The organism is Caulobacter sp. HJHS_5 (assembly GCF_056683955.1).
Genome location: NZ_JBWZNC010000002.1, coordinates 300,633 through 326,100 on the forward strand (window position 1 = coordinate 300,633; position 25,468 = coordinate 326,100).

Annotated in this window: 26 protein-coding genes; 14 read left to right on the forward strand and 12 right to left on the reverse strand. The window is 67.8% G+C overall.

What is annotated here, in order from left to right:
* Positions 1 to 52 precede the first annotated feature (52 nt).
* The 4 genes from ACFLIT_RS05065 to ACFLIT_RS05080 form a co-directional block, all read right to left on the reverse strand.
* Positions 53 to 2,890: a DUF7133 domain-containing protein gene (locus ACFLIT_RS05065; protein ID WP_479910112.1), complete on the reverse strand. Its 2,838-nt coding sequence runs from the start codon at positions 2,888 to 2,890 to the stop codon at positions 53 to 55.
* Positions 2,891 to 3,220: 330 nt separating this feature from the next.
* Positions 3,221 to 6,034 (reverse strand): DUF7133 domain-containing protein, encoded by a 2,814-nt coding sequence (locus ACFLIT_RS05070; RefSeq protein ID WP_479910113.1) that lies wholly within the window; start codon positions 6,032 to 6,034, stop codon positions 3,221 to 3,223.
* 290 nt (positions 6,035 to 6,324) lie between these two features.
* Positions 6,325 to 7,179, reverse strand: a complete 855-nt coding sequence (gene gluQRS, locus ACFLIT_RS05075; RefSeq protein ID WP_479910114.1) for a tRNA glutamyl-Q(34) synthetase GluQRS — start codon at positions 7,177 to 7,179, stop codon at positions 6,325 to 6,327.
* Positions 7,176 to 7,823, reverse strand: coding sequence for a TetR/AcrR family transcriptional regulator (locus tag ACFLIT_RS05080; protein ID WP_479910115.1), 648 nt, complete (start codon positions 7,821 to 7,823; stop codon positions 7,176 to 7,178). The genes gluQRS and ACFLIT_RS05080 overlap by 4 nt, the downstream gene beginning before the upstream one ends.
* Positions 7,824 to 8,145: 322 nt before the next feature.
* On the opposite strand from ACFLIT_RS05080, the gene ACFLIT_RS05085 reads away from it, so the two are divergent.
* Complete coding sequence (locus tag ACFLIT_RS05085) at positions 8,146 to 8,805, forward strand: DNA-3-methyladenine glycosylase family protein (RefSeq protein WP_479910116.1); 660 nt, start codon at positions 8,146 to 8,148, stop codon at positions 8,803 to 8,805.
* Here ACFLIT_RS05085 and ACFLIT_RS05090 read toward each other — a convergent pair.
* Genes ACFLIT_RS05090 through ACFLIT_RS05110 form a run of 5 tightly spaced genes read right to left on the reverse strand, consistent with a single transcriptional unit; the run spans position 8,802 to position 10,648 of the window.
* The gene (locus ACFLIT_RS05090; RefSeq protein ID WP_479910117.1) at positions 8,802 to 9,215 is read right to left on the reverse strand and encodes a DUF1801 domain-containing protein; all 414 of its coding nucleotides are present in this window, start codon (positions 9,213 to 9,215) and stop codon (positions 8,802 to 8,804) included. The genes ACFLIT_RS05085 and ACFLIT_RS05090 overlap by 4 nt on opposite strands.
* A 12-nt stretch (positions 9,216 to 9,227) precedes the next feature.
* Positions 9,228 to 9,638 (reverse strand): DUF1801 domain-containing protein, encoded by a 411-nt coding sequence (locus tag ACFLIT_RS05095; RefSeq protein WP_479910118.1) that lies wholly within the window; start codon positions 9,636 to 9,638, stop codon positions 9,228 to 9,230.
* Positions 9,635 to 9,856, reverse strand: a complete 222-nt coding sequence (locus ACFLIT_RS05100; RefSeq protein ID WP_479910119.1) for a hypothetical protein — start codon at positions 9,854 to 9,856, stop codon at positions 9,635 to 9,637. The genes ACFLIT_RS05095 and ACFLIT_RS05100 overlap by 4 nt, the downstream gene beginning before the upstream one ends.
* 22 nt (positions 9,857 to 9,878) lie before the next feature.
* The gene (locus ACFLIT_RS05105) at positions 9,879 to 10,328 is read right to left on the reverse strand and encodes an SRPBCC family protein (protein WP_479910120.1); all 450 of its coding nucleotides are present in this window, start codon (positions 10,326 to 10,328) and stop codon (positions 9,879 to 9,881) included.
* On the reverse strand, positions 10,325 to 10,648 hold the full coding sequence (locus tag ACFLIT_RS05110) for an ArsR/SmtB family transcription factor (RefSeq protein WP_479910121.1): 324 nt from the start codon (positions 10,646 to 10,648) through the stop codon (positions 10,325 to 10,327). Before ACFLIT_RS05110 ends, ACFLIT_RS05105 begins: the two co-directional genes overlap by 4 nt.
* Positions 10,649 to 10,767: 119 nt before the next feature.
* On the opposite strand from ACFLIT_RS05110, the gene ACFLIT_RS05115 reads away from it, so the two are divergent.
* Both ACFLIT_RS05115 and ACFLIT_RS05120 read left to right on the forward strand, forming a co-directional pair.
* Positions 10,768 to 11,955, forward strand: coding sequence for an acetyl-CoA C-acyltransferase (locus ACFLIT_RS05115; protein WP_479910122.1), 1,188 nt, complete (start codon positions 10,768 to 10,770; stop codon positions 11,953 to 11,955).
* On the forward strand, positions 11,952 to 12,212 hold the full coding sequence (locus ACFLIT_RS05120) for a GNAT family N-acetyltransferase (RefSeq protein WP_479910123.1): 261 nt from the start codon (positions 11,952 to 11,954) through the stop codon (positions 12,210 to 12,212). Before ACFLIT_RS05115 ends, ACFLIT_RS05120 begins: the two co-directional genes overlap by 4 nt.
* Before the next feature lie 10 nt (positions 12,213 to 12,222).
* On the opposite strand, the gene ACFLIT_RS05125 is transcribed toward ACFLIT_RS05120, so the two are convergent.
* The 3 genes from ACFLIT_RS05125 to ACFLIT_RS05135 all read right to left on the reverse strand — a co-directional run bounded on the left by ACFLIT_RS05125 (position 12,223) and on the right by ACFLIT_RS05135 (position 14,748).
* Positions 12,223 to 13,782, reverse strand: a complete 1,560-nt coding sequence (locus ACFLIT_RS05125; protein WP_479910124.1) for an amidase — start codon at positions 13,780 to 13,782, stop codon at positions 12,223 to 12,225.
* Positions 13,783 to 13,895: 113 nt separating this feature from the next.
* Positions 13,896 to 14,078 carry a CsbD family protein gene (locus tag ACFLIT_RS05130; protein ID WP_479910125.1) on the reverse strand — a complete coding sequence of 61 codons (183 nt, stop codon included), beginning with the start codon at positions 14,076 to 14,078 and terminating at the stop codon, positions 13,896 to 13,898.
* A 91-nt stretch (positions 14,079 to 14,169) separates the two neighbouring features.
* On the reverse strand, positions 14,170 to 14,748 hold the full coding sequence (locus ACFLIT_RS05135; protein WP_479910126.1) for a YceI family protein: 579 nt from the start codon (positions 14,746 to 14,748) through the stop codon (positions 14,170 to 14,172).
* Between the two features lie 198 nt (positions 14,749 to 14,946).
* Here ACFLIT_RS05135 and ettA point away from each other — a divergent pair, with 198 nt between their 5' ends.
* The 11 genes from ettA to metH are packed head-to-tail and all read left to right on the forward strand — an operon-like array spanning position 14,947 to position 25,441.
* Complete coding sequence (ettA, locus tag ACFLIT_RS05140; protein ID WP_479910127.1) at positions 14,947 to 16,614, forward strand: energy-dependent translational throttle protein EttA; 1,668 nt, start codon at positions 14,947 to 14,949, stop codon at positions 16,612 to 16,614.
* A gap of 51 nt (positions 16,615 to 16,665) precedes the next feature.
* A complete protein-coding gene (locus tag ACFLIT_RS05145) occupies positions 16,666 to 17,034 on the forward strand; it encodes a VOC family protein (RefSeq protein ID WP_479910128.1) in 369 nt (122 codons plus the stop codon).
* A 4-nt stretch (positions 17,035 to 17,038) separates the two neighbouring features.
* Positions 17,039 to 17,533, forward strand: a complete 495-nt coding sequence (locus tag ACFLIT_RS05150) for an NAD(P)-dependent oxidoreductase (RefSeq protein WP_479910129.1) — start codon at positions 17,039 to 17,041, stop codon at positions 17,531 to 17,533.
* Positions 17,521 to 17,973: an NAD(P)-dependent oxidoreductase gene (locus tag ACFLIT_RS05155; protein ID WP_479910130.1), complete on the forward strand. Its 453-nt coding sequence runs from the start codon at positions 17,521 to 17,523 to the stop codon at positions 17,971 to 17,973. The genes ACFLIT_RS05150 and ACFLIT_RS05155 overlap by 13 nt, the downstream gene beginning before the upstream one ends.
* Positions 17,974 to 18,033: 60 nt before the next feature.
* The gene (locus ACFLIT_RS05160; protein WP_479910131.1) at positions 18,034 to 19,005 is read left to right on the forward strand and encodes an ArsR/SmtB family transcription factor; all 972 of its coding nucleotides are present in this window, start codon (positions 18,034 to 18,036) and stop codon (positions 19,003 to 19,005) included.
* Positions 19,006 to 19,019: 14 nt separating this feature from the next.
* Complete coding sequence (metF, locus tag ACFLIT_RS05165) at positions 19,020 to 19,946, forward strand: methylenetetrahydrofolate reductase [NAD(P)H] (protein WP_479910358.1); 927 nt, start codon at positions 19,020 to 19,022, stop codon at positions 19,944 to 19,946.
* Positions 19,943 to 20,788 (forward strand): subclass B3 metallo-beta-lactamase, encoded by an 846-nt coding sequence (bla, locus tag ACFLIT_RS05170; protein ID WP_479910132.1) that lies wholly within the window; start codon positions 19,943 to 19,945, stop codon positions 20,786 to 20,788. The genes metF and bla overlap by 4 nt, the downstream gene beginning before the upstream one ends.
* Entirely contained in the window at positions 20,785 to 21,867 is a 1,083-nt protein-coding gene (locus ACFLIT_RS05175) for a homocysteine S-methyltransferase family protein (RefSeq protein WP_479910133.1), read from the forward strand. The genes bla and ACFLIT_RS05175 overlap by 4 nt, the downstream gene beginning before the upstream one ends.
* Positions 21,868 to 21,911: 44 nt before the next feature.
* Entirely contained in the window at positions 21,912 to 22,388 is a 477-nt protein-coding gene (locus ACFLIT_RS05180; protein ID WP_479910134.1) for a Rid family hydrolase, read from the forward strand.
* Between the two features lie 43 nt (positions 22,389 to 22,431).
* Positions 22,432 to 22,800: a hypothetical protein gene (locus ACFLIT_RS05185; RefSeq protein ID WP_479910135.1), complete on the forward strand. Its 369-nt coding sequence runs from the start codon at positions 22,432 to 22,434 to the stop codon at positions 22,798 to 22,800.
* Between the two features lie 7 nt (positions 22,801 to 22,807).
* Positions 22,808 to 25,441, forward strand: a complete 2,634-nt coding sequence (gene metH / locus ACFLIT_RS05190) for a methionine synthase (RefSeq protein WP_479910136.1) — start codon at positions 22,808 to 22,810, stop codon at positions 25,439 to 25,441.
* Positions 25,442 to 25,468 lie beyond the last annotated feature (27 nt).

Below are 25,468 nucleotides of genomic sequence, written 5' to 3' on the forward strand. Positions count from 1 at the left end.
AAAAAAGCCCGGCCGCGCGGGGCGGCCGGGCCAATGGCGTTCTGTCCGACCTTTAGGCGGTCGGCTTCTCGAACAGCTTCAGGTAGCGCATCCCCCAATAGGCGCCGTCGGTGGCGGCCTCGGTGGTGGTGAAGCGCACGAACTTGGCCGGCACCGGATCGAAGGCGAGGCTGTTGTACATGCTCTCACCCTTGGCCTGCTTGACCGTCTTCCAGGTCTTGCCGTCGGTCGAGACCTCCAGCTTGTAGCCGCGCGGATAGAAGGACATCTGACGCGGCGGCGTGAAGCGCGGCGGGGCGGCTGCGCCGGCGGCAGCCGGAGCAGCAGACGGGGCGGCCGCGGCCGGCGCAGCCGCCGGCGGCGGGTTGCGTAGGCGGCCGACGAGGCCCTGGTAGTCGATGCCGGCCAGGCGCACCGTCTTCGGCAGCTCGATCTGGTACCACATGCCGGGGGTCTGGGCTTCGCCGGTGGTCCAGCCCTCGAGAGTGAGGGCCGAGGCCGGGCTGGCGGTGCCGCCGATGACCACGGGCTTGTTGTGGCTGGCGGTGACCTTCCAGGTGGCGTCCGGCGTCAGGGCGTGGGCCTGAACCTTGTTGAGCTCGGCGTCGGTGTAGGGCTCGTTGCGGGCCGCTTCCTGCTTGCGGATGTAGGCGACCATCTCGGGGGTGATCATGGTGGCGTCGTTCGCCATGCCGTTCCGCAGGTAGGAGGCGACGGCGGCGATCCATTCGTCGTTCTGCTGGCGCTGCGGCACCATCACCCCGGCGGCGTACTGCTTGCCGTTGATCGGATCGGTGAGACCGCTCATCAGCACGCGCAGGACGTGCTCGGGGCTGCCCTGGCCGATGCGCGGGTTGCCGGCCAGAGCCGGGGCCATCAGGCCGCCGCCACCGTCCGCCGTGCCTTGGCCGTCGTGGCCGTGGCACTCGGTGCAGTTGTCGGCGAAGATCTGCGCGCCCTTCTCCAGCATCGCCACCTCGGCCGCGGTGCGGACCTGGGGGTTATCCTCGGCGAACGGCACGGTCGACGCCTTCGGCGGCGTGACGATGCGGTTGGCGATCAGCTGGATGCCCTTCTGCTGCCGCGCGGCCATCACGGCCTTGGCGGTTTCGACGGCGTCCGGGACCTTCAGGTACTGCATGGTCAGCAGGGCCTGGATGGCGACGCGCGTGTCGGCGTCGTTGGCGAGCTTCTTGTAGTCGGCGTCGAACGACTTATCGCCGCCGCCCTTGTAGAGCACCTCGCTGACGCGGATGCCCTGCTGGCGCAGCTGCGGGTCACTGTCGCTCATGAAGGCGCGGACGAGACCCGCGTCCACCGAGTTCAGGCCTTCCAGCGTCCACAGGGCGTGGATGCGGGCGAGCTTGTTGCTGTTCGAGGCGGCCATGGTCTTCAGGGCCGGGACGACCGACTTATCCTGACGCAGAACCAGCTGCTGCTGGGCGGTGTCGCGCCACCAGCCGTTCGGGTGGGTCAGGTGAGCGACCAGCTGGGCCGGGGTTTCCTGGAACATGCGCGGCTGGGTCGTGTCGCGTTGCATGCCCTGATAGGTCAGCCGCCAGATGCGCCCCATGCTGATGGCGGTGTCCAGCTTGTACTGGTTGATCTTGGCGCGGAGGTAGGTGCCGGGCTGGGCCCATTCCGCTTCCTGGATGATGCCGTGGTACATGTCGACGATGTACATGGTGCCGTCTGGCGCGGTCTTGGCGTCCACCGGGCGGAACAGCGGATCCATCGACTTGATGAATTCGGACTTCTCGGCCTGGTAGGGGTTCCGCAGCTGGGTCATCCCCTCCATGTCGACGGGGTGGCTGCGGCGCAGGATGCGGCCGACGACCTCGCCGTAGAAGTATTCGCCTTTCAGGTCGGCCGGCAGGCGGTCGCCGCGATAGACGGCGGCGCCGGCGCCGGCGCTGGCGTTGAGGGCGTTGCCTTCCGGCTGGCGCACCGCGTTCACGCCGCCCTGCATGTCGGCGATCTGGATCGGCGCGCCCCAGAGGGTGCGGAAGCCTTCTTCCAGTTGTTCGGGATAGGCGACGTTGCCGTAGAGGATCGGGAACTGGAAGTAGCTGGGCAGGCCGGTCGCGCCGCCCTGGAACCAGACCTTGCCGTAGTCGTCCTGCGAAAGGCCCCAGGCGGCGTTATTGGGCTCGATCGACTCCTTCTGAACACCGTTCGGCGTCCAGCGCACCCGCACCATGTTGTAGGTGGAGTACATCCAATTATCCATCGCCCAGGTCAGGTGGCTTTCCTGGTGTTCGACGTTGCCCGAGCGGCCGAGGCCGGTGACGAACAGCTCCTTCTTGTCGGCTTTCCCGTCGCCGTTGGTGTCGGTGTAGAGGAAGGTGTCGTTGGAGTTGGACTCCTTGGCGATCAGCTGGCCGTCGCCCATCGGGGTGACGAAGCGCGGGAAGATCAGGTTGTCGATGAAGGTGGCGCCGGTCTCGTAGACGCCGTCGCCATCCTTGTCTTCCCAGCGGCTGATGCGTGAGCGCGGCGTCAGTTCGTCCTTGGCGTCGCCGTCGAGCATGTAGGTGCGAAGCTCAAGCACATACATCCGGCCATTGGCGTCGAAAGCGATCTGGCCGGGCTGCTCGATCTGGGGATCGGTGAGCACCGGGGTCATCGAATAGCCCGGCTGCAGCTGGAACAGCTTCTGCTCCTCGGCAGGCCGCAGATGCGGCACCGGCGGCTTGGGCGACAGATCAACGCCTTCCAGCGGGTTGCGGCGCACCGGCGGGCCGGCGGGTGCGGCGGCCGGAGCGGCGCCGGCGGCGGGCGCGGCTGGCGGCGTCTGGGCGTGGGCCGAGTAGATCACGACGCCCACGAGGGCTGCGGCGATGGCGCCGCTCGTCAGGGACGAGCGGGAAAACAGCGAAGCACGTTTCATGATGCACGGCCCTCCTGGCGGCCGCGAGCGAAGAAATCGCTCTGCGAAATGGCGCGGCGGCGAGCGTCGCGCGCAATCTGACGGATAGAAGGGGAGGAAAAGCGGACACGCGCCTCCGAACAGGCGTGGCCGACGCAATGCGTCGCCGCCATCGCGGATGGCTCGCGTGTCGCCAATGGCATCCTCCCGCTCACCGCTTCTTTGCGAGCGGCTAAGTCGGGCGGGAAGGTTCGCCACCTAGCGCCCGTCGTCAAGGCGCTGGTCTGTCAATTGCGTCGGAACATTGCCCGGCCGCGGGGGCGGCCAGGCAATTCTCTCAACAGGTGATCGTTAAGCCGTCGGCTTCTCGAACAGCTTCAGGTAGCGCATGCCCCAGTGGGCGCCGTCGTCGGCCGCGGCGGTGGTGGTGATCCGCACGAACTTGGCCGGCACGGGGTCGAAGGCCAGGCTGTTGTACATGCTGGTCCCGGCGGCTTGCTTGATCGTTGTCCACGCCTTGCCGTCGGTCGAGACCTCCAGTTTGTAGCCGCGCGGATAGAAGGCCATCATCGGGATTTGCCGGCCCGGGACGGCGGCCGGACCGGTCGCGCCGCTGGCGTTGCGAGGACGGCCGACCAGACCCTGATAGTCGATGCCCGTCAGACGCACGGTCTTGGGCAGTTCGATCTGGTACCACATGCCCGGCTTCTGAACTTCGCCGGTGGTCCAGCCTTCGAGGCCGAGCGCCGCCTCGGGGTGGGCGGTGCCGCCGATGATCACCGGGGCGTTGTGGCTGGCGGTGACCTTCCAGGTGGCGTCCGGCGTCAGGGCGTGGGCCTGAACCTTGTTGAGTTCGGCGTCGGTGTACGGCTGGGTGCGGCCGGCCTCCTGCTTACGCAGGTAGGCGACCATCTCCGGCGTCACCATGGTGGCGTTGTTGGTCATGCCGTTGCGCAGGAACGAGGCGACGGACGCGATCCATTCGTCGGACTCGGCCTTCTGCGGCACCATCACCCCGGCCGCATAGCTGCGTCCGTTGATGGGGTCGGTCAGGCCCGAGAGCAGCACGCGGATCACGTGCTCCGGGCTGCCTTGAGCCAGGCGCTGGTTGCCGGCCAGGGCCGGGGCCATCAAGCCACCCGCGCCGTCCGGCGCCCCTTGACCGTCATGGCCGTGGCACTCGCCGCAGGAGTTGGCGAAGATTTCCGCGCCTTTCTCCAGGGTCGCCACCTCGGCCGCCGTGCGGATCGGTCGGTTGTCGCCGCCGCCTTCGCCCAGGGCGAGGTTGGCCGTCGGCGGGGTGATGATCCGATTGGCGACGAGCTGAATCCCGCGCGCCGGCTTGGCGGCTTGAACGGACTTGGCCAGATCCACCGCGCCCGGAACCTTCAGGTAGTTGGCGGTCAGCAGGGCCTGAATCTGGACGTTGGTGTCCGGGTCGTTGGCCAGCGCCTTGTAGTCGGCGTCGAACGACTTATCGCCAGCGCCCTTGTAGAGGCTTTCGCTGACGCGGATGCCCTGCTGGCGCAGCTGGGGATCGTTGTCCTTCATGAACGAACGGACCAGGTCGGCGTCGAGGCTGTTCAGGCCTTCCAGCGTCCACAGGGCGTGGATACGGGCGAGCTTGTTGCTGTTCGAGGCCGCCATGGTCTTCAGGGCCGGGACGACCGACTTGTCCTGACGCAGAACCAGCTGCTGTTGGGCGGTGTCGCGCCACCAGCCGTTCGGATGGCTGAGGAAGCCGACCAGTTTGGCCGAGCTGTCCTGGAACATCGTCGGCTTGGTCTTGTCGCGCTCCATGCCGTTGTAGGTCAGCCGCCAGATCCGCCCCATGCCGATGGCGGTGTCGAGCTTGTACTGTTCGATCTTGGCCCGCAGGTAGGTGCCGGGCTGGGCCCACTCCGCCTCCTGGATGATGCCGTGGTACATGTCGACGATGTAGATCGTGCCGTCCGGCGCGGTCTTGTTGTCGACCGGGCGGAACAGCGGGTCCATCGAGCGGATGAACTCGGACTTCTGGGCCTGGTAGGGATTGCTGACCTGGGTCAGGCCTTCCTGATTGGTCGGGTGAGCCCGACGCAGTACGCGGCCCACGACCTCGCCGTAGAAGTAGTCCCCCTTCAGTTCGGCCGGCAGACGATCGCCGCGGTAGACGTTGGCGCCGGCGCCGGCGGTGGTGCCGTTCAGCGAGCCTTCGCCTTCGCGCACCCAACGCAGGCCGCCCTGCATGTCGCCGGTGCCGATCGGGGCGCCCCACGGCACGTTGAAGCCTTCTTCCAGCGGCTTATCGTTGACGATGTTTCCGTAGAGGATCGGGAACTGGAAGTAGGAGGGCAGGCCGCTGGCGCCGCCCTGGAACCAGACCTTGCCGTAGTCGTCCTGGCTGACGCCCCAGGCGGCGTTGTTCGGGCCGACCGCTTCCTTCAGCGGGCCGTTCGGCGTCCAGCGCACCCGAACGGCGTTGTAGGTGGAGTACATCCAGTTATCCATCGCCCAGGTCAGGTGCGATTCCTGGTGTTCGACGTTTCCTGAGCGTCCGAGGCCGGTGACGAACAGTTCCTTCTTGTCGGATTTACCGTCGCCGTTGGTGTCGGTGTAGAGGTAGGTGTTGTCGGAGTTGGACTCCTTGGCGATCAACTGACCGTCGCCCATCGGGGTGACGAAGCGCGGGAAGATCAGGCCGTCGATGAAGGTGGTGCCGGTCTCGTAGACGCCGTCTCCGTCCTTGTCTTCCCAGCGGCTGATGCGCGAGCGCGGCGTCAGTTCGTCCTTGGCGTCGCCGTCGAGCATGTAGGTGCGCAGTTCCAGCACATACATGCGGCCGTTGGCGTCGAACGCGATCTGACCGGGCTGCTCGATCTGCGGATCGGTGAGCACCGGGGTCATCGAATAGCCCGGCTGCAGCTGGAACAGCTTCTGCTCCTCGGCGGGCCGCAGGTGGGGCACCGGCGGCTTGGGCGACAGGTCGACGCCTTCCAGCGGGTTGCGGCGCACCGGCGGCGCGGCGGGGGTGGCGGCTCCAGCGGCCCCGGCGGCGGGCGCGGCGCCCATGCCGCCGGCCGGCGGGGTCTGGGCGTTGGCCGAATAGATCACCACGCCGAGCAGGGCGGCGGCGATACCGCCGCTGGTCAACGACGAGCGGGAAAACAGCGAAGCGCGTTTCATGGTGCACGGCCCTCCTGATGGCCACGAGCCAAGGGCTCGCTGAGATTCTGGTTGTGGAAAGACGGGAGGGGCGCCGACGCCTGAGTCGCCCCGGCATCGGACGTCGCCGCCATCGCAGATGGCTCGCGTGTCACCCTTTCGCTCCTCCCGTCCGCCGCCTCTTCCTGAGCGGCTGGATCGGGTGACAACGTTTGCTAATCGGCTCAGCGCGTCAAGGCGCTGAATCCCCAATCATGTCAGAAGGATGCCCCTTGCACGGCCATTGTTCGGAGAAGCGCAAAACAGCTTTGTCAAGTGAAGCCAAGTTCTTTGCGCAGCCGCTCAGGCGCCATTCCGCCGGCGCGCAGTTCCGCCAGGGTCTCGGCCTTGTCGCGCTTGGCGAAGCGCCTTCCGTCCGGCCCCAGCAGCAGGCGGTGATGTCGGTAAGTGGGCGTCGGCAGGCCCAGCAGCGCCTGCAACAGGCGCTGGGTGTGGCAGGCTTCGAAGAGGTCGTCCCCGCGGATCACGTGGGTGATTTTCTGCAGGGCGTCATCGACCACCACGGCCAGGTGATAGGCGACGCCGAGGTCCTTGCGGGCCAGGACAACGTCGCCCGCGACCTCGGGCCGCGCGAGAATGCGACCGGTCTCGCCGTCTGGGCCGGAGCCTTCCTCCTGGAAAATGAGCTCTTCGAACCCGCCGAGCCGCGTCCGGGCGGCGTCCAATGACAGGCGCCAGGCATAGGCGTCGCCGGCGGCGAGGCGGCGGGCTTCCTCCTCCGGCGGCAGGGGCGCGCCGCGAAAGGCTTCGGGCAGGCCGTGCGGCGCGCGGCCGATATCCTCGGCGATCTCCCTGCGCGTGCGGAAGCAGCGGTAGACGAGGCCGGCGTCCCGCAGGCGATGCAGGGCGGCGTGGTAATCGGCGAGGTGGTCGGACTGCCGACGGACCGGCGTTTCCCAGTCGAGGCCCAGCCAGGCGAGATCTTCGAGCGCGCCCCTCTCGTATTCCGGTCGACAGCGCGTGGAGTCGATGTCCTCAAGCCGCAACAGAAAGTGGCCGCCGGCGTCGCGGGCGGCGGTCCAGGCCGTGAGGGCGGAGAAGGCGTGACCCCGATGCAGGCGTCCCGTCGGCGATGGAGCGAATCGCGTGACGAAGCCGGCGTTCAAACCGCCGTAGTCCGCGAGGTCTGGAAGACGCCGAGATGATCGAGCACCGAGGAGACAAACGCCTCCTCGCCGCCCAGGCTGGTCTTCAGGCCTTCAAGGCGCGGAAAGACCCGCATCTCCGCCAGACCATGCACCGCGCACCATACAGCGAAGGTGGCCAACTCCAGGTCCACGCCGGACACCGACTGGCCGGCGCGGCGGCGCACCGCCTTCTTGACGCTGTCGTAGGCTCCGCCGGCGTAGGCGGTCGGCAGGGCCTCCTTCTGCCGGATGCGTTCGTACATCAACTGGTAGAGGGCGGGATTGTCGCGGGCGAAGGCGACATAGGCCAGGCCGATGGCCGTGAGCGTGGCCTCGCCCTCGGCGTTGCGCGCCGCGGCGACGGCGTCGGACAGCGCCGTCCAGCCGCCCGAGGCGACGGCGTCGAGCAGGGCGTTCTTGTCGATGAAGTGGTGATACGGCGCGGCGGGACTGACCCCGGCCTCGCGCGCGACCGCGCGAAGAGAGAGCGCCGCGGCCCCCTCGGATTCCAGCAGTCTTCGGGCGGCTTCGATCAGAGCGCGGCTCAGATCGCCGTGATGATAGGCGCGGGGCGCGGGGGCGTCCGGAGGCCCGCCAGGCGGTGTGTCTTCTCGGTCACTCATGCGCACCCACGATCCAAACAGTGTTTGGCGATGTTGACATCGTCCAAATTCGGCCTAAGTAAGCGGCGTTCAAATGAACGCGGCGCAGTTTGTTTAGCGCCGTTCAGACTCAAGGATGTGTGTGATGCCTGTCAATAAGCTCGTGGCCTTTGAAAGCCTGTTCGACCGCGCCGTGGCTTTCCTGCTGCTCGGCCTCGGTCTCGCCGCCGCCGGCGCTACCGCTCTCATCGGCGCCTAAGACGCTGCAAGGTCGGACGAAATCGTCCGATCGCAGCGCAAGAAGCGGGTTGCAGAGCGGCCGGGCCGGTGGTCTGAGCGACGCGTGCGACCCAATCCTTTTCTTCCAGAAGCGCCTGAGGCAGCCCTGATCGCTGCGGCCCGGGCGCATTTGGCGGCCGACGATTCGGCGATGGCCCGAGTCGATGCGGTCACCCCCGCCTTCGAATGGCGGACCAGACCCGGCGGCTTCGCCGGTCTCGTCAAAATGATCGTCGAGCAACAGGTGTCGACGGCTTCGGCCGCCGCCATCTGGGCTCGCGTCGAATCCGGTCTGGGCGAAGTGGCCCCGGCCGCGGTTCTAGCGTTGGACGAACAGGGACTGAAGGGCTTCGGCCTGTCGGGCCCCAAGGCGCGCTACGTTCGCGCCTTGGCGGAGGCGGTCGACGCCGGCCTCGATTTTCCAGCCCTGCGCCATCTTCCCGACGATGAAGCGGTTCAAATCTTAACATCGCTTAAGGGAATCGGCCGCTGGACGGCCGAGGTCTATCTGATGTTCTGCGAGGGGCGGCTCGACGTCTTCCCCGGCGGCGATATCGCGCTTCAAGAGGCAATGCGCTGGGCCGACGGCGCCGCCGTTCGCCCGAGCGAGAAGGCGGCCTACCGGCGTGCGGAGGCCTGGGGGCCGTATCGCAGCGTGGCGGCGCATCTGCTTTGGCGATGCTACGGCGGGGTCAAGCGCGGCGAGATCGCGCCCTTTATCTAGCGCTTCGTCCTCTTAGGCGGATTTTCGAGGTTGCGGGCGACGCCCGCCAGGAACAGCGCCTTCAACGCCGCCTCGTCGATCGCCTCGCCCTCGCGGATGTCGATGGCCCGGCGCGTGCCGCCGTCGAGGCTGGAGTTGAACAGGCGCTTGGGATCGTCGAGCGACGCGCCCTTGGCGAAGGTCAGCTTCACGGCCGCCTTGTAGGCTTCGCCGGTGCAGACGAGGCCGGCGTGCTCCCAGACCGGAATGTTCCACTTCCACGATTCCTCGACCTGGGGGTCGGCCTGGTGGATGAGGGCGCGGATGCGAGCGAGGGTCTCGCCCCGCCAACCGCCGAGCGCTTCGACCCGGGCGTCAAAGCGCTCCTCGAAGGGGGCGTCGTCGGCGACGCTTTCGGTCGATTTGTGCATGACCTTAAGTCCTCACATTCGCTCGCCGGGGAGGGCGGCGGCCTGCCGAACCCAGTCGACGAACTGGGCCTCATCGAGCCCAGGAGTTTCATGGATGTCCAGATATCGGACATGAGCCTGTTTCGAGGGCCCGGGCGGCAGGGGATCGAGCCCCGCGCCGCGGAAGAAGCTGACCTTCACGTAGCGGTCGTAGCCGTGCAAACCGAGGAACCAGGTGCGGCCGTCCAGGCCGTAGAGCGGCGAGTTCCATTTCACGGCCTTGCGGACCTGGGGGACGGTTTCGACGATCAACTGGTCGACGCGGCGGACGACCGCCTGCTTCCAGCCCGGAGTCGCCGCGATGTAGGCCTGCACCGGCGCGTCGCCCTCACCCTTGGGGATCTGCGGGTTGCCGCCGGAAAGAAGCTTGGGCTGGTCGGTCATGTCGCCTCGTCGGCTCGCCGCCGCAGATTGGGCAGGGCGAACATATAGAGGCCCGTGACCAGCAGCAGGATCAAGGGGACGAGGGCCATCATCCCGACCCAGGCGGTCGGCTGCGGGTGCTTGAGGCCATAGATTTCGGCGATGTTGGCGGTGACGCCGAGGGTGAACAGGATCGAGATCCAGCGGTGAAACCGGCGGATGAAGCGGCTGGCGTTCATGGCGATGTCCTGAGGCTCGGGATCAGTCGAGACCGGCGGTGGTTTGCGCCAGCTTGTCGAGGAAGGCGTTCCAGCCGTGGAGGGCGCCGCCCAGGGCCTGTTTCTGTTCGGAGCGGAAGCCGGCCTGCTCCATGCGCAGGTGCGTGCCGGTGGCCGTCGGGGTGAGGGTGAAGGTGACGATGCTGCGGAGGTCGAACTTCGGGTCCTCGTTCACATGGTCCCAGCGATAGGCGAGGGTGCGGCCCGGCTCGACGGTGAGGACTTCGCAGTCCAGCACCCCGCCCCATTCGCCGCGCAGGTTGAAGTGGTGGCCGACGACGGGAGCGAAGTCGTTCTTCATCAGCCATTCCTCGATCAGGTGCGGCTGGGTGAGAGCGCGCCACAGGCGCTCGGCCGGAAAGGGGATGTCGCGTTCGACGACGACGCTGCGCGTCCCGGGCGGCGAGGCTGTGTCCGTGGCGAGGTCGGTCATTGGTCCATCCTTTTCAGCAGGTCTTCCAGATCGTCGAACCGGCTTTCCCAGAAGCCGGCCATCTGGCTGGTCCAGTCGAGCAGGGGGGCGAGGGCGCCGCGCTGGGCGCTGTAATGGGTGAGGCGTCCATCCTGACGATCACGCACCAGGCCCGCGGATTTCAGAACGCCGAGGTGCTTGGAGACGGCCGGTTGCGAGACGCCGGCCTGGGCGGTGAGGGCGCCGACCGTCTGCTCGCCGTCGCGGCACAGGCGCTCGAACAGCGCCCGGCGGGTGGGATCGGCGAGGGTTCGGAACAGCAAGTCCTGGGCGGTCGACATTTGACTGATAACTCGTCAGCTATGAATTGACCTATAACTATCGAGCTATGGGTTGTCCAGCGGCGTTGCGGCGGGCGGGACGCACCGCCATCTTCCGAGGACGCCGCCAGGAGTTCGCCGTGTCCGCCGATCCCGTCGTCATCGCCGCCTACGCCCGCACGCCGATGGGCGGCTTCCAAGGCGCGCTCTCCACCGTGAAGGCCACCGATCTCGGGGCGACGGCGGTGACGGCCGCGGTCGAGCGCGCGGGCGTCGATCCCGCGGCGATCGAGCAGGTTTTCATGGGCTGCGTGTTGTCCGCCGGCCTCGGCCAGGCTCCGGCGCGCCAGGCCGCCCTGGGCGCGGGCTTGCCGCTGGGCGTGCAGGCGACGACCGTCAACAAGATGTGCGGCTCGGGCATGCAGGCGGCGATCATGGCGCACGACGCCCTGGCGGCCGGCGCGGCCGAGATCATCGTCGCGGGCGGCATGGAGAGCATGAGCGGCGCGCCCTACCTGCTGGCCAAGCATCGCGGCGGCGCGCGCATTGGCCACGACCAGGTGATGGACTCCATGTTCCTCGACGGGCTGGAGGACGCCTACACGCCCGGCAAGCTGATGGGCGCCTTCGCCGAGGAAACCGCCCAGGCCTACCAGTTCGGCCGCGAGGCGATGGACGAATACGCCCTGCTGAGTCTGAGCCGCGCCAAGGCGGCGGTGGAGGGCGGGGCCTTCGAGCGGGAGATCGCGCCGGTCAGCGTTGAGGCACGGGGCGGGCCGAAGATTGTCAGCCACGACGAGCAGCCGCTGAAGGCCGATCCGGCGAAAATCCCGACCCTGAAGCCGGCCTTCGCCCGCGACGGCGCGGTGACGGCCGCCAATTCCAGCTCGATCAGCGACGGGGCGGCGGCCCTGGTGCTGACCCGCGCCTCGGTCGCCGAGCGGCTCGGCCTTCCGGTGGTCGCCCGGATCGCAGCCCACGCGGCCCATGCGCAGGAACCGGGGCAGTTCGCCACGGCCCCCGTGCCGGCGATGCGCAAGGCCCTGGCCAAGGCCGGCTGGAGCGTCGACGACGTCGATCTGTTCGAGGTCAACGAGGCCTTCGCCGTGGTGGCCATGGTCGCCCGGCAGGAACTCGGCATCGATCCGGCGCGTCTTAACGTCAACGGCGGCGCCTGCGCCCTGGGCCATCCGATCGGCGCCTCGGGCGCTCGCATCCTCGCCACTCTGCTGGCGGCGTTGGAGGCGCGCGGCGGCAAGCGCGGGCTTGCTTCCTTATGCATCGGCGGCGGCGAGGCGACCGCCGTCGCGGTGGAGATGGTGCGATGAGCGAGACTTTCAGCGACAACCAGGCGGCCAACCGCTTCGAGCTCGAAGTCGACGGCAAGCTGGCCTATGCCGACTACCGCCGTCGCGACGGCGAACTGGTGATCCCCTACGTTTACGCCGACCCCGCCCTGCGCGGTTCGGGGGCCGCCGACCGGCTGATGCGGCGGGTGAAGGCGACCGCCGACGCGGAGAACCTGTCGATCACCCCGATCTGCGGTTACGCCGCCGCCTGGCTTAGGCGTAACGCGCGCGACTGAGGCGCGGCGTTTACTTGCGGGCTTCCTGGAAAGCGTAGCCCAGCGACAGGATGAGTTGATCGCTCCAGGCTGGTCCGATGAACGAGAGGCCGACCGGCAGGCCTTCGACCCGGCCCATCGGCACGGTGAGGTGAGGATAGCCGGCGACGGCGGGCAGGGTGCTGGCCGAGCCGGTGAAGTGGTCGCCGTTGAGCATGTCGATCGTCCAGGCCGGCCCGCCCGTGGGGGCGATGAGGGCGACGGCGCCGGTGGCCTTGAGCACGCGGTCGATCCCCTCGGCGCCCGCGAGGCGCTTGGCGTCGGCCTTGGCCTTCACATAGGCGGGATCGGTGAGGCCGTCGGTGGCCTCGGCCTCGATGAACGTCTCCTGCCCGAACCAGCGCAGTTCGCGCGAGGCGTTGGCGTCATTGAACGCGATGACGTCGGCCAGGGTGCGGGTCTTCACCGAGCCCGGCTTGGTCGTGGCGAGGTAGGCGTTCAGGCCGACCTTCAGTTCCGTGAGCAGCACGATGTGTTCCGCGGCGTTGATCGGGTCCTCGTCGATCTTCGGCGCATCGACGATCTGAGCGCCCGCGGCGCGCAAGGTGGCGAGGGCGTCCTCGAAGACGGCGTCCGTGCCGCGCGAGTAGCCGGTGTTCCAACGCATGACCGCCAGCTTCACGCCCTTGAGCGCGTTGGGGTCGAGGCCGGCGAAGTAGTCCTTCTTGCGGGCGTCGGCTTCCTTGGTGGCCGGATCGGCGGGGTCGCCGCCGGCGATGACGCCGAGCACCCTGGCGGCGTCCTCGACGTTGAGCGTCATCGGGCCGGCGGTGTCCTGGCTGGAGGAGATCGGTACGATCTGCGAGCGGGAAACAAGGCCCACGGTCGGCTTCAGGCCGACGATGCCGGTCGCGGCGGCCGGGCAGGTGATCGAACCATCCGTCTCGGTGCCGATGGCGAAGGGCGCGAGGCCCGCGGCGACGGCGGCGGCGGACCCGGAGCTCGAACCGCAGGCCGTGCGGTCCAGGGCGAAGGGATTGCGGGTGAGACCGCCCACCGCGCTCCAGCCGCTGGAGGAATGATCGCCGCGGATGTTGGCCCATTCGGAAAGGTTGGTCTTGCCGAGCAGCAGGCCGCCGGCCTTGGGCAGGCGCGTGACGATCGGCGCGTCTCGGCCCGTGACGTTGTCGGCCAAGGCCAGGGAGCCTGCCGTGGTGGCCATGACGCCGTCGGTCTCGATATTGTCCTTCACGAAGAACGGCACGCCGTGCAGCGGGCCTTGGCTCTCGCCGGCGCGCCACGCGGCGTCGAGCGCGGCGAAGTCGACTTTCGGGGTCCATGCGATCACGGCGTTGAGCAGGGGCACGCCGGCCGGCGGCTTGTCCCAACGCTCCCGCTGGCGTTCGAGGAGCACCTTCACCGTCGAGGGCGCGATGGCCTGGGTCTGGGCGATGCTCAGCCGGGGATCGGCCGCTGGGTCCTCCGCGACCGGCGTCATGCGCGATTCGGACTGGGAACGGGTGGCCTGGGCCTGGGCCGCGCCGGCGACGGAAGCGGCGAGCAGGGCGGCGGCAAGAGCGGTGCGGATCATGGCGCGGAAGCTAGAGCGCCCCCTCGCGCTTGTCAGCCGCCGCCAGGCGATTCCGCGCACGAAAAAGGCCGCTCCTCGCGGAGCGGCCCGATTTTGTCGGCAAGGGGCGAAAGCTAGTGTTTCAGAGTCTTGATCGCGGCGTCCTTCAGAGCGCCGACCCCCTTCTGGACCTTGCCTTCGACCCGCTCGGCGGCCCCTTCGGCGGCGAGCCGGTCGTTGCCGGTCGCCTTGCCGATGCCTTCCTTGGCCGAGCCCTTGATGTCCTTGGCGGCGCCCTTGGCTTCGTCCTTATGCATGACGTTCTCCTGTGGTTTACGACGCCCGGGGAGTGGCGCCGCTTCGCTCTAGAGAGCGCTTCGGGGCGCGGGCAGTTCCTTGGAAATCAGGCTACTGCGCCGCGTACTCGGCATCGAGCGTGATGGTGACGTCGTCCCCCACCAGCGGGATGTAGGTGGTCATGCCGAAGTCGCTGCGTTTGATGTGGGCGGTGGCGTGAATGCCCGCGGCCTGGCCTTTGGTGAGGGGATGCGGCCCGAGGCCGACGATCACCGCGTCAAGCACGACGGGCTTGGTCACGCCATGAATGGTCAGGTCGCCCGCCACCTTGGCCGTCTTGGCGCCGACCACGGTCACCTTGGTCGAGGTGAAGGTGATGGTCGGGTGCTTGGCGACGTCGAAGAAATCGGGGCTGAGCAGGTGCTCGTCGCGCTTGCCGAAGCCGGAGTCGAGCGAGGCGACCTTGATGGTCGCATTGACCTTGCTGGCGGCCGGATTGGCTTCGTCGAGGATCAGGGTGGAGGTCACGTCCGCGAAGCGGCCCTTGCTGGTCGAGAAGCCGGCGTGGTCGATCGAATAGGTGACCTCCATGTGGGTCGGGTCGATCGCATAGGTCTTCGGCTCGGCCAGGGCGGCCGAAAAGGAGGCGGCGGCCAGCAGCGCGCCGAGGGTGACGGTCTTGAGGTTCATGGCGGGGAGGCCCTTGTTCTTGCGGGTCGCAATAGGCGACGGGTTTGAAGTAATCGTATCTAGTGCGATTACAATAAGGGGCGGCGAAAGAATTCCTGGCGACGGATTCAGCCTGTCTGAGCGGTCGCGCTAGCCTTTTGGCCCTCGCATCGCTACATCGCAGCGACCCCGAATTCCCAAGAGAGACGACGCCCGCCCATGGCCGCGCAGTACATTTTCCAGATGCAGGGCCTGACCAAGGCCTTCCCCGGCGGCAAGAAGGTCTTCGAGAACGTCTGGCTGTCGTTCTATCCGGACGCCAAGATCGGCGTGGTCGGCGTCAACGGCTCGGGTAAGTCGACCCTGCTGAAGATCATGGCGGGGCTGGACAAGGAATTCTCCGGCGAGGCCAAGGCCGCCGACGGCACCAAGATGGGCTACCTGCAGCAGGAGCCGCACCTCGACGACAATCTGACCGTCTGGGAAAACGTCATCGCCTGGTGCGACGAGAAGAAGACGTTCGATCGCTTCAATCAGGTCGCCGCCCAGATGGGCGAGGAATATTCCGACGAGCTGATGGAGGAGATGACCAAGCTCCAAGAGGTGCTTGACGCTCAGGATCTGTGGGACATCGACAGCCGCATCGAAATGGCCATGGACGCCCTGCGCTGCCCGCCGAACGACAGCGGCGTGACCAAGCTTTCGGGCGGTGAGAAGCGCCGCGTGGCGCTGGCCCGCCTGCTGCTGTCCAAGCCGGACATGCTGCTGCTCGACGAACCGACCAACCACCTCGACGCCGAGAGCGTGGCCTGGCTGCAGCATCACCTGGAAGCCTTCCCGGGCTGCGTGATCCTGGTCACCCACGATCGCTACTTCCTGGATCAGGTGACCAAGTGGACCCTGGAGCTCGACCGCGGCAAGGGTCACCCGCACGAGGGCAACTACTCCTCGTGGCTGGAAGCCAAGCAGAAGCGCGTGGTGCAGGAGCAGTCGGAATCCGAAGCCCGCCAGCGCGCCCTCACCAAGGAACTGGAATGGGTCCGCTCGGGCGCCAAGGCCCGCCAGGCCAAGTCGAAGGCCCGTCTGGCCGCCTACGACGAGATGGTTCGCGAGCAGGAGAACGCCACCAAGGCGCAGAACTACGCCACCATCCAGATCCCGCCGGGCCCGCGCCTGGGCAATGTGGTGCTGGAGGTGAACGGCCTCGAGAAGGAATACGGCGACAAGGTGCTGTTCAAGGACCTGTCGTTCCGTTTGCCGCCGAATGGCATCGTCGGGGTGATCGGCCCCAACGGCGCCGGCAAGTCGACTCTTTTCAAGCTGATCACCGGCCAGGAAAAGCCCGACGCCGGCACGCTGAAGCTCGGCGAGACGGTGAAGCTGGCCTATGTCGATCAGAGCCGCGACGACCTGAAGGCCGACGAGACGGTGTGGCAGGCGATCAGCGGCGGCACTGACATGATGCTGGTGGGCAAGCGCGAGATCAACAGCCGCGCCTATGTCGGCGGCTTCAACTTCAAGGGCGGCGACCAGCAGAAGAAGGTCGGCCTGCTGTCGGGCGGTGAGCGCAACCGTGTGCACCTGGCCAAGACCCTGGCCAGCGGCGGCAATGTCATCCTGCTCGACGAACCGACCAACGACCTCGACATCGAAACCCTGCAGGCCCTGGAAGAGGCTCTGGAGGACTTCGCGGGCTGCGCCGTGGTCATCAGCCACGACCGGTGGTTCCTGGACCGCCTGGCCACCCACATCCTTGCCTTCGAGGGCGACAGCCATGTCGAATGGTTCGAAGGCAACTTCGAGATGTACGAGGAGGACAAGAAGCGTCGCCTCGGCACCGACGCCCTGATCCCGCACCGGATCAAGTTCCAGAAGTTCGGCCGCTAGGCCGATATCACCGGCTTGCGCTAGGGTCGCCTTCTCACGAAGGAGGCGACCATGGCCAAGGTGCTGGGTCTCGGCGGCGTGTTCTTCAAGGCGAAGGACCCCGAGGCGCTGACCGCCTGGTATCGGCGCGTGCTCGGCTTTCCGACCGGCGACTACGGCGTGATGTTTCCGCATCCCGAGGTGGGTTTCACCCTGTGGTCGCCTTTCAAGGCCGACACGACCTACTTCGAACCCTCGGCCAACCCCTACATGATCAATCTGCTGGTCGACGATATCGACGGGGTGATCGCGGCGGCGGCCGAGCAGGGCGTCGAGCCGACGGGGCGGCAGGACGAGGCCTATGGCCGGTTCGCGTGGTTCGTGGACCCGGAAGGCGGCAAGGTCGAGATCTGGCAGCCGCTCGAAGCGGCTTCGGACTGACGACATGGCCGACAAGCCCGCGATCCTGATCATGCAGCCGCACCTTGCGCCGGTGGCGGGGCTGTTGGCGGGAGCGTTCGATTGTCACCGCGTTTGGGAGGGCCCGCCCAGAGAGGTGCTGGCGCGGACCGAGGCGCTGGTGACAACCGGCGAGTGTCCGCTCGACAAGCCTTTGATCGAGCGCTTGCCGGCGTTGAAGCACATCGCGGTCTTCACCTCCGGCTATGACGGGATCGACGCGCCCTGGGCGCGGGCGCGGGGGCTGGTGGTGACCCATGCGGCCAACGTCAACGCCGAGGACGTGGCCGACCACGCCATGGGGCTGATCCTGGCGTCGCGCCGGCGCATCGTCGACGGCGACCGGATCGTGAAATCGGGCGGCTGGAAACCCGAGGATCGCCTGCTGACCCCGTCGATGACCGGGCGGCGCGTCGGCCTGGTCGGGCTCGGCGCCATCGGGGCGGGCTGGCGCGGCGGCTGGAGCCCATGGGTTGCGTGATCGCCTGGTGGGGGCCGCGTGACAAGCCCACGGCCCTCTGGCCCAGGGCCCTCGACCTTTTGAGCTTGGCGCGTGACAGCGACGTGCTGGTGGTCTGCGCCAGGGCGAGCGAGGAGACGCGCGGCCTGATCGACACGGCCGTCATTGAGGCCGTGGGGCCGCAAGGTCTTCTGGTCAATGTGAGCCGCGGCCAACTGGTCGACGAGGACGCCCTGATCGCCGCCTTGAAGGCTGGGCGGCTGGGGCAGGCGGCGCTCGATGTGTTCGCCGAGGAGCCGACGCCGGGCGATCGCTGGGCGGACGTTCCGAACGTCGTGTTGACGCCGCACACCGCCGGGGCGACGCAGGAAGCGGTGCAGCGGATGTTCGGCCTGCTGCTGCAGAACCTGATCGCCGTGATGGGCGGCGAGCCGCCGGTGACTCCGGTTCCGGAAATCTGACTGCTCGATAACCGCACACCCCCTTGACCGGGGCGGACATAAAGATATCTTTATGTCATTATGACCGTTTCAAGCGAACAGCTGGTCGAGATCCTTCGCGCGGCGGGGGAGCCCACGCGCCTGCGCATCCTGGCGCTGCTGGCCCATGAGGAACTGTCGGTTCTCGAACTGGGCCGCATCCTCGATCAGAGCCAGCCGCGCGTCTCGCGGCACCTGAAGCTGCTGGCCGAGGCCGGACTGGTCGAACGCTTCCCCGACGGCGCCTGGGTCTTCTACCGCCTGGCGGCGGGCGGGGAGGGGCGCACCCTGGTGGAGCAGGCCCTGGCCCTGGTCGATCCGGCCGACGCCGGCGCGGTGCGTGACGTCGGACAGCTGGCGGCCGTGCGCGCCGAACGCTCCGACGCCGCCGCCTCCTATTTCGCGCGCAACGCCGCGCGGTGGGACGAAATCCGCTCGCTCTATGTCGACGAGGCCGAGGTCGAGGCCGCGGTGCTGGCGGCGGCGGGGGCCGGGCCGTTCGCGCGGCTGATCGACCTTGGAGCCGGCACCGGCCGCATGCTGACTCTGCTCGGTGGCCGGGCGCGGAGCGCCGTGGGTCTCGATCTGTCGCAGCAGATGCTGAACATCGCGCGCAATGAGGTGGCCAAGGCCGGCCTGGCGGCTTGCGAACTGCGTCACGGCGACATCTTCGCGACGCGCCTGCCCGATGGCGCGGGCGACCTCGTCACCGTGCATCAGGTGCTGCACTACCTGGGCGACCCCGCGGCCGCCGTGGCCGAGGCCGCGCGCCTGACCGCGCCGGGCGGCAAGCTGGTGATCGTCGATTTCGCGCCGCACGAGCTGGAGTTCCTGCGCGAGCAGCATCAGCACCGCCGCCTCGGGTTCTCCGACGAGGAGATGCATCGCTGGCTGGCGGGCGCCGGCCTGGAGGCGCCGGAACCCCAGGCCCTGGCCCCGGCGCGGGCGGGCGGGCTGACAGTGAAGGTGTGGACGGCGCGGCGCGCCGCCAATGTGGAAAGGAGCGCCGCGTGAGCGCCCAGGCGTCTATCGTTTCTCCCCGCGTCATCGGCCCGGTCGCGCTGGCCGGCGAGCGCGGCCCGGCGCGTGGTCCGCGCGTGTCGTTCGAATTCTTTCCGCCGAAGACGCCCGAGGCGGAAGAGACCCTGTGGAATTCGATCGGTCGCCTGGCTCCGCTGGCGCCGAGCTTCGTCTCGGTGACCTACGGCGCCGGCGGCTCGACCCGCGAGCGCACCCACCGCACGGTGCGCCGCATCCTCGATGAGACGACGCTGAAGCCCGCCGCGCACCTGACCTGCGTCGAGGCCAGCCGCGAGGACGTGGACGAGGTGATCCGCGAATACTGGGAAGCGGGCGTGCGCCACATCGTGGCCCTGCGGGGCGACCCGCCGTCGGGCGTCGGCGGCGTCTACGTTCCGCGCGCCGATGGATACGCCAATGCGACGGAGCTGACCGCCGCCATCACCCGCATCGCGCCGTTCGAGGTGATGGTCGGGGTCTATCCCGAGAAGCACCCGGAAAGCCCGTCGCTGCAGCACGATATCGACGTGCTGAAGGCCAAGGTCGACGCCGGAGCGACCACGGCGATCAGCCAGTTCTTCTTCGACATCGACGCCTTCCTGCGCTTCCACGACAAGGTGCGCGACGCGGGGATCGGCATCCCGATCCTGCCGGCGATCATGCCGGTGACCAACTTCAAGGGCCTGGTGAAGATGGCCGCCGCCTGCGAGGCCAGCGTGCCGGCCTGGCTGGGCAACCTGTTCGACGGCCTGGACGGCGATGCGGACACCCGGCGGCTGATCGCCTGCTCGGTGGCGGCGGAGATGTGCGCCAAGCTGGAGGAGCAGGGCTTCTCCGATTTCCATTTCTACACCCTGAACCGGGCCGACCTCGTCTACGCCATCTGCCGCGTGCTGGGCGTGCGCGAGCCGGTCCAAAGCGAGGCGGCGGCATGAAGAAGGCGATCTTCATCGCGGCGGCGCTGACGGCTCTGGCCGGCGGCGCGCGGGCGCAGGAGTCGAGCTGGACCCAGCCCGCCAAGCCGTTCCGCATCATCGACAATACCTATTACGTCGGCACGCGGGGCCTGGCGGCCTATCTGATCACCACGCCCCAGGGGCACATCCTGCTGGATGTCGGGCTGCCGCAGAGCGCCGCCGTGGTGGAGCAGAACATCGCCGCGCTGGGCTTCAAACTGAGCGACGTAAAGATTCTGCTGATCAGCCATGCGCACTACGATCATTCCGGCGGCGTGGCCAAGCTGAAGGCCGACACCAAGGCGCAGCTGGTGGTGACCCAGGGCGACGTCTACGCCATGGAGAAGGGCGTCTATCCCGGGTCGGAACAGGTGAAGGCGTTCGACTTCCCGCCGGTGAAGGTCGATCGCGCCATCAAGGACGGCGAGACGGTGAGCCTGGGCGGGGTGACCCTGACCGCGCACGTCACCGCCGGCCACACCGCCGGCTGCACGACCTGGACCTGGCCGGTGAAGGACGGCGGGACGACCCACACCGCCCTGAACTTCTGCAGCGCCTCGGTGGCGGCCAACAGCCTGGTCCCGCCGCAGTACCCCGGCATCGTCGCCGACTATCAAAAGACCTTCGCGACCGCCCGCGCGATCAAGGGCGACGTGATCCTGGGACCGCACGCCGAGTTCGTGAACCTGTGGGGCAAGCAGGCGCGGATCGCGCCTGGCAAGCCGAACCCCTTCATCGACCGCGCCGCCTATGAGCGTCTGCTCGACCGGCAGGAAGCCGCGTTCAAGGCCGATCTCGCCCGCCAGGAAGCCCGCAAGTGACCACGCCCCCGACCAACCGCACCGAACGCATCGCCGCCCTGAAGGCGGCCGCCAAGGAGCGCATTCTGATCCTCGACGGGGCCTGGGGCGTGATGATCCAGCGCCGCAAGCTGGACGAGGCCGACTTCCGCGGCGAGCGGTTCGCGGGCCACGTCGGCCAGATGAAGGGCAACAATGACATCCTGTGCCTGACCCGGCCGGACATCGTGGCCGAGCTGCACGACGCCTATTTCGAGGCCGGGGCCGACATTTCCGAGACTAACACCTTCTCGGCCACGAGCATCGCCCAGGACGACTACAAGCTGGACGCCCAGGCGGTGCGCGACATCAACCTGCAGGGCGCAAGATTGGCGCGGGAAGCCGCGGATCGGTGGACCGCCAAGGATCCGCACAAGCCGCGCTTCGCCGCCGGCTCGATCGGGCCGTTGAACAAGATGCTGTCGATGTCGTCCGACGTGAACGACCCCGGCGCGCGGCTGGTGACGTTCGAGGAGGTCTATGGGGCCTACAGCGAGCAGGTGCGGGCGCTGCATGAGGGCGGGGTCGACCTCTTCCTGATCGAGACGATCACCGACACCCTGAACTGCAAGGCGGCGCTGAAGGCGATCATGGACCTCGAGGACGAGGGCTATGAGCCGCTGCCGATCTGGATCTCGGGCACCATCACCGACCGTTCGGGCCGGACGCTTTCCGGCCAGACGGCGGAGGCGTTCTGGAACTCGGTGAAGCACGCCAAGCCCTTCGCCGTGGGCTTCAACTGCGCCCTGGGCGCGGACCTGATGCGACCGCACGTGGCCGAACTGGCGCGGATCGCCGACACCCTGGTGGCCGCCTACCCCAACGCCGGCCTGCCCAACGCCTTCGGCGAGTACGACGAGGAGCCGCACGAGACGGCGCACGAACTGCACGAGTGGGCCAAGGATGGGCTCGTCAACATCCTGGGCGGCTGCTGTGGCACGACTCCGGACCATATTCGTCACGTTGCTGACGAAGTGCGCGATGTGGCGCCGCGGGCGCCCGCGGAACGGCCGAAGGGGCTGCGTCTGGCCGGCCTAGAGCCGTTCGAACTCGTCGGCTGAGCAGGAAGCGGCCAGTCTGGCGATGCAGCAACAAGGACGCTTCCATGATCCGCACCTTCCTGACGACCATCGCCGCGCTCGGCGCCATGGTGGGCATGGCCCATGCGCAGGTGACACGCACCGGCGCGCCGACCGCAGCGATCGCCGCCACGGCGAGCGTGCCCGCCGGCACGGACTTGATTTTCCTGTCGGGCCAGCTGCCCAGCGCGGTGACGCCGGCCACGACGCCGCCGAGCTATGGAAACACCGAGACCCAGGCCGAGAGCGTCTTCACGAAGATCGCCGACCTTCTGAAGGCCCAGGGTCTGACGGAAGGCGATGTGGTCAAGATGACCGTGTTTCTGTCGAAGGATCCTGCCAAGGGCGCGATGGACTTCGCCGGCATGATGGCCGCCTACGGCCGTCACTACGGCACGCCCGCGCAGCCGAACAAGCCGACGCGTTCGACCGTCGAGGTGGCCAACCTCGTCTCGCCGGGCGCGTTCATCGAGGTGGAAGTGATCGCCGCCAAGACGAAGTAGGTTCACGCCTGAGCGGCGCCTTCCCGAGGGGAGGGCGCCGCTGATGGCCATCGATCCGAAACTCGCGCTCTCCGCCGTCGAGGTGGAGATGATCCGCGATCTGCGCAGCCGCATGAACCGGCGCGCGGTCAGCCCGCAGGCGGCCGCGACCCTGGGCGGCGTGGTCTATAAGGCCTGCGCCCGCTGGGGCATCGACCCCAACGCCTCCCCCGTCAGCCTGACGCCCGCCGAGGTGGTGGCCGCCGCCGCCGAGGCCGATCTTGCGCGCCTGTCGCAGATCGCGCGGGGCCTCGAAGACTATCGCCAATCCGCGCCGACGCGCTGGCCCCACGCCGTGGCCGCGGGCGCGCCCCAGTCCATCCTCACGCGCCGCCTGGTCCTGGCCGGCCGCGAAGCCCCCAAGTCCGAGTAAGAGTTCGATGCGACCTGTCTTCGTCAACGTCGGTGAGCGCACCAACGTCACTGGTTCGGCCAAGTTCAAGCGGCTGATCGTGGACGGGAACTACGCCGAGGCGCTGTCGGTCGCGCGTCAGCAGGTGGAAGCCGGCGCCCAGGTCATCGACGTCAACATGGACGAGGGTCTGCTCGACTCGAAGGCGGCGATGGTCACCTTCCTGAACCTGCTCGCGGCCGAACCGGACATCGCCCGCGTGCCGATCATGGTCGACAGCTCCAAGTGGGAGGTGATCGAGGCCGGCCTGCAGACGGTGCAGGGCAAGTGCATCGTCAACTCCATCAGCATGAAGGAAGGCGAGGAGAAGTTCCTCGCCGAGGCGCGCAAATGCCTGCGATACGGCGCGGCCGTGGTGGTGATGGCCTTCGACGAGGTCGGCCAGGCCGACACCTGCGCGCGCAAGGTCGATATCTGCACGCGCGCCTACCACACCCTGGTCGACAAGGTGGGCTTCCCGCCCGAGGACATCATCTTCGACCCCAACATCTTCGCGGTGGCGACGGGCATCGAGGAACACGACAACTACGCGGTCGACTTCATCGAGGCGACGCGGATCATCAAGCAGACCCTGCCCTATGCGCGGGTCTCGGGCGGCGTCTCGAACGTGTCGTTCAGCTTCCGCGGCAACGAGCCGGTCCGTCGGGCGATCCACTCGGTATTCCTCTACCACGCGATCAACGCCGGCATGGACATGGGCATCGTCAACGCCGGCGACCTGCCGGTCTATGACGACATCGACCCGGAGCTGCGCGAGGCGGTGGAGGACGTGATCCTCAACCGCAAGCCCAAGGCAGGCGGTTCGCAGACCGAGCGGCTGGTCGAGCTGGCCCCGAAGTACAAGGGAGAGAAGGGGGCGCCGCAAGTCGTCGACCTGCAATGGCGCAACGGCACGGTGGCGGAGCGTCTCACGCACGCGCTGGTCAACGGCATCACCGACTTCATCGACGCCGATACGGAGGAGGCGCGCCTGGCGGCGGAGCGGCCGCTGCATGTGATCGAAGGCCCGCTGATGGACGGCATGAACGTGGTCGGCGACCTGTTCGGTTCGGGCAAGATGTTCCTGCCGCAGGTGGTGAAGTCGGCGCGGGTGATGAAGCAGGCGGTGGCCTGGTTGATGCCGTTCATGGAAGCCGAGAAGGACGGTCAGCCGCGCTCCAGCGCGGGCAAGATGGTGATCGCCACGGTGAAGGGCGATGTGCACGACATCGGCAAGAACATCGTCGGGGTGGTGCTGCAGTGTAACAACTACGAGGTTGTCGACCTCGGGGTGATGGTTCCGGCCGAGCGCATCCTCGAGGCGGCCGTCGAGCACAAGGCCGACATGATCGGTCTTTCGGGCCTGATCACGCCCTCGCTGGACGAGATGGTCTACGTCGCCTCCGAAATGCAGCGACGCGGCATGGATATGCCCCTGCTGATCGGCGGAGCGACGACCAGCCGGACGCACACGGCGGTGAAGATCGAGCCGTCCTACCCGGCCGGCGGAGTGACCTATGTGCTCGACGCCAGCCGCGCGGTGGGCGTGGTGTCCGGGCTACTCGGTTCGGACAAGGACAAGATCAAGGCCGAAACCAAGGCCGAATATGTGAAGATCCGCGAGCAGTTCGCGCGGGGCCAGGAGGCCAAGGCTCGCGTCTCCATCGAGAACGCGCGGGCCAATGCCCACCCGATCAACTGGGGTGAGATCGAGAAGCCGAGCTTTTTGGGGACGCGGGCGTTCCAGACCTATGACCTGGCCGACCTGGCGCGGCACATCGACTGGACGCCGTTCTTTTCCAGCTGGGAGCTGGCCGGGCGCTATCCCGACATCCTGACCGACGACGTGGTCGGCGAGGCGGCGACGGACCTCTTCAAGGACGCCCAGGCGATGCTGAAGAAGATCGTCGAGGAAAAGTGGTTCGAGGCGCATGGCGTCGTCGGCTTCTGGCCGGCGAACGCCCAGGGCGACGACATCATCGTGTGGGCCGACGAGCGCCGGGTGACCGAGTTGGCGCGCTTCCACACCCTGCGCCAGCAGATGCAGAAGTCGGCCGGCAAGGCCAATGTGGCGCTCAGCGACTTCGTGGCGCCGCTGGGCGTCGGCGAGGACTATATCGGCGCCTTCGCGGTGACCGCCGGCCACGGCGAGGCCGAACTCGTCGAGAAGTTCAAGAAGGCGGGCGACGATTATTCGGCGATCATGGTCTCGGCCCTGGCCGACCGGCTTGCGGAAGCCTTCGCCGAGGCGATGCACTACCGCGTGCGCACTGAGCTCTGGCCCTATGCCGTCGACGAGGCGTGGGACGCCGAGCAGATGATCGCCGAGAAGTACCGTGGCATCCGTCCGGCGCCGGGCTATCCGGCCCAGCCCGACCACACCGAGAAGGCGACGCTGTTCGAGCTGCTGCAGGCCGGCGAAACGGCCGGGATGGAGCTGACCGAGAGCTACGCCATGCTGCCGTCGGCGGCGGTGAGCGGGCTCTATTTCGCGCACCCCGAAGCGCACTACTTCGGCGTCGGCAAGATCGATCGCGACCAGGTCGAGGACTATGCCCGGCGCAAGGGCTGGAGCATTGAGATCGCCGAACGCTGGCTCGCGCCGATCTTGAACTACAAATAGGGTCTAAGCCTCATCCCGGCTTTCGCC

Excerpts from the sequence above, each read along its gene's own strand:
- ACFLIT_RS05095 (WP_479910118.1), bottom strand. The coding sequence starts at position 9,638 with ATGACCGACCAGCCCAAGCTTCTTTCCGGCGGCAACCCGCAGATCCCC.
- metH (WP_479910136.1), top strand. The coding sequence starts at position 22,808 with ATGCGACCTGTCTTCGTCAACGTCGGTGAGCGCACCAACGTCACTGGT.
- ettA (WP_479910127.1), top strand. The coding sequence starts at position 14,947 with ATGGCCGCGCAGTACATTTTCCAGATGCAGGGCCTGACCAAGGCCTTC.
- ACFLIT_RS05130 (WP_479910125.1), bottom strand. The coding sequence starts at position 14,078 with ATGCATAAGGACGAAGCCAAGGGCGCCGCCAAGGACATCAAGGGCTCG.
- ACFLIT_RS05105 (WP_479910120.1), bottom strand. The coding sequence starts at position 10,328 with ATGACCGACCTCGCCACGGACACAGCCTCGCCGCCCGGGACGCGCAGC.
- ACFLIT_RS05145 (WP_479910128.1), top strand. The coding sequence starts at position 16,666 with ATGGCCAAGGTGCTGGGTCTCGGCGGCGTGTTCTTCAAGGCGAAGGAC.
- ACFLIT_RS05120 (WP_479910123.1), top strand. The coding sequence starts at position 11,952 with ATGAGCGAGACTTTCAGCGACAACCAGGCGGCCAACCGCTTCGAGCTC.
- ACFLIT_RS05155 (WP_479910130.1), top strand. The coding sequence starts at position 17,521 with ATGGGTTGCGTGATCGCCTGGTGGGGGCCGCGTGACAAGCCCACGGCC.
- ACFLIT_RS05125 (WP_479910124.1), bottom strand. The coding sequence starts at position 13,782 with ATGATCCGCACCGCTCTTGCCGCCGCCCTGCTCGCCGCTTCCGTCGCC.
- ACFLIT_RS05090 (WP_479910117.1), bottom strand. The coding sequence starts at position 9,215 with ATGCACAAATCGACCGAAAGCGTCGCCGACGACGCCCCCTTCGAGGAG.
- ACFLIT_RS05180 (WP_479910134.1), top strand. The coding sequence starts at position 21,912 with ATGATCCGCACCTTCCTGACGACCATCGCCGCGCTCGGCGCCATGGTG.
- ACFLIT_RS05150 (WP_479910129.1), top strand. The coding sequence starts at position 17,039 with ATGGCCGACAAGCCCGCGATCCTGATCATGCAGCCGCACCTTGCGCCG.
- ACFLIT_RS05080 (WP_479910115.1), bottom strand. The coding sequence starts at position 7,823 with ATGAGTGACCGAGAAGACACACCGCCTGGCGGGCCTCCGGACGCCCCC.
- ACFLIT_RS05100 (WP_479910119.1), bottom strand. The coding sequence starts at position 9,856 with ATGAACGCCAGCCGCTTCATCCGCCGGTTTCACCGCTGGATCTCGATC.
- ACFLIT_RS05185 (WP_479910135.1), top strand. The coding sequence starts at position 22,432 with ATGGCCATCGATCCGAAACTCGCGCTCTCCGCCGTCGAGGTGGAGATG.
- ACFLIT_RS05160 (WP_479910131.1), top strand. The coding sequence starts at position 18,034 with ATGACCGTTTCAAGCGAACAGCTGGTCGAGATCCTTCGCGCGGCGGGG.
- ACFLIT_RS05070 (WP_479910113.1), bottom strand. The coding sequence starts at position 6,034 with ATGAAACGCGCTTCGCTGTTTTCCCGCTCGTCGTTGACCAGCGGCGGT.
- ACFLIT_RS05065 (WP_479910112.1), bottom strand. The coding sequence starts at position 2,890 with ATGAAACGTGCTTCGCTGTTTTCCCGCTCGTCCCTGACGAGCGGCGCC.
- ACFLIT_RS05135 (WP_479910126.1), bottom strand. The coding sequence starts at position 14,748 with ATGAACCTCAAGACCGTCACCCTCGGCGCGCTGCTGGCCGCCGCCTCC.
- ACFLIT_RS05110 (WP_479910121.1), bottom strand. The coding sequence starts at position 10,648 with ATGTCGACCGCCCAGGACTTGCTGTTCCGAACCCTCGCCGATCCCACC.
- bla (WP_479910132.1), top strand. The coding sequence starts at position 19,943 with ATGAAGAAGGCGATCTTCATCGCGGCGGCGCTGACGGCTCTGGCCGGC.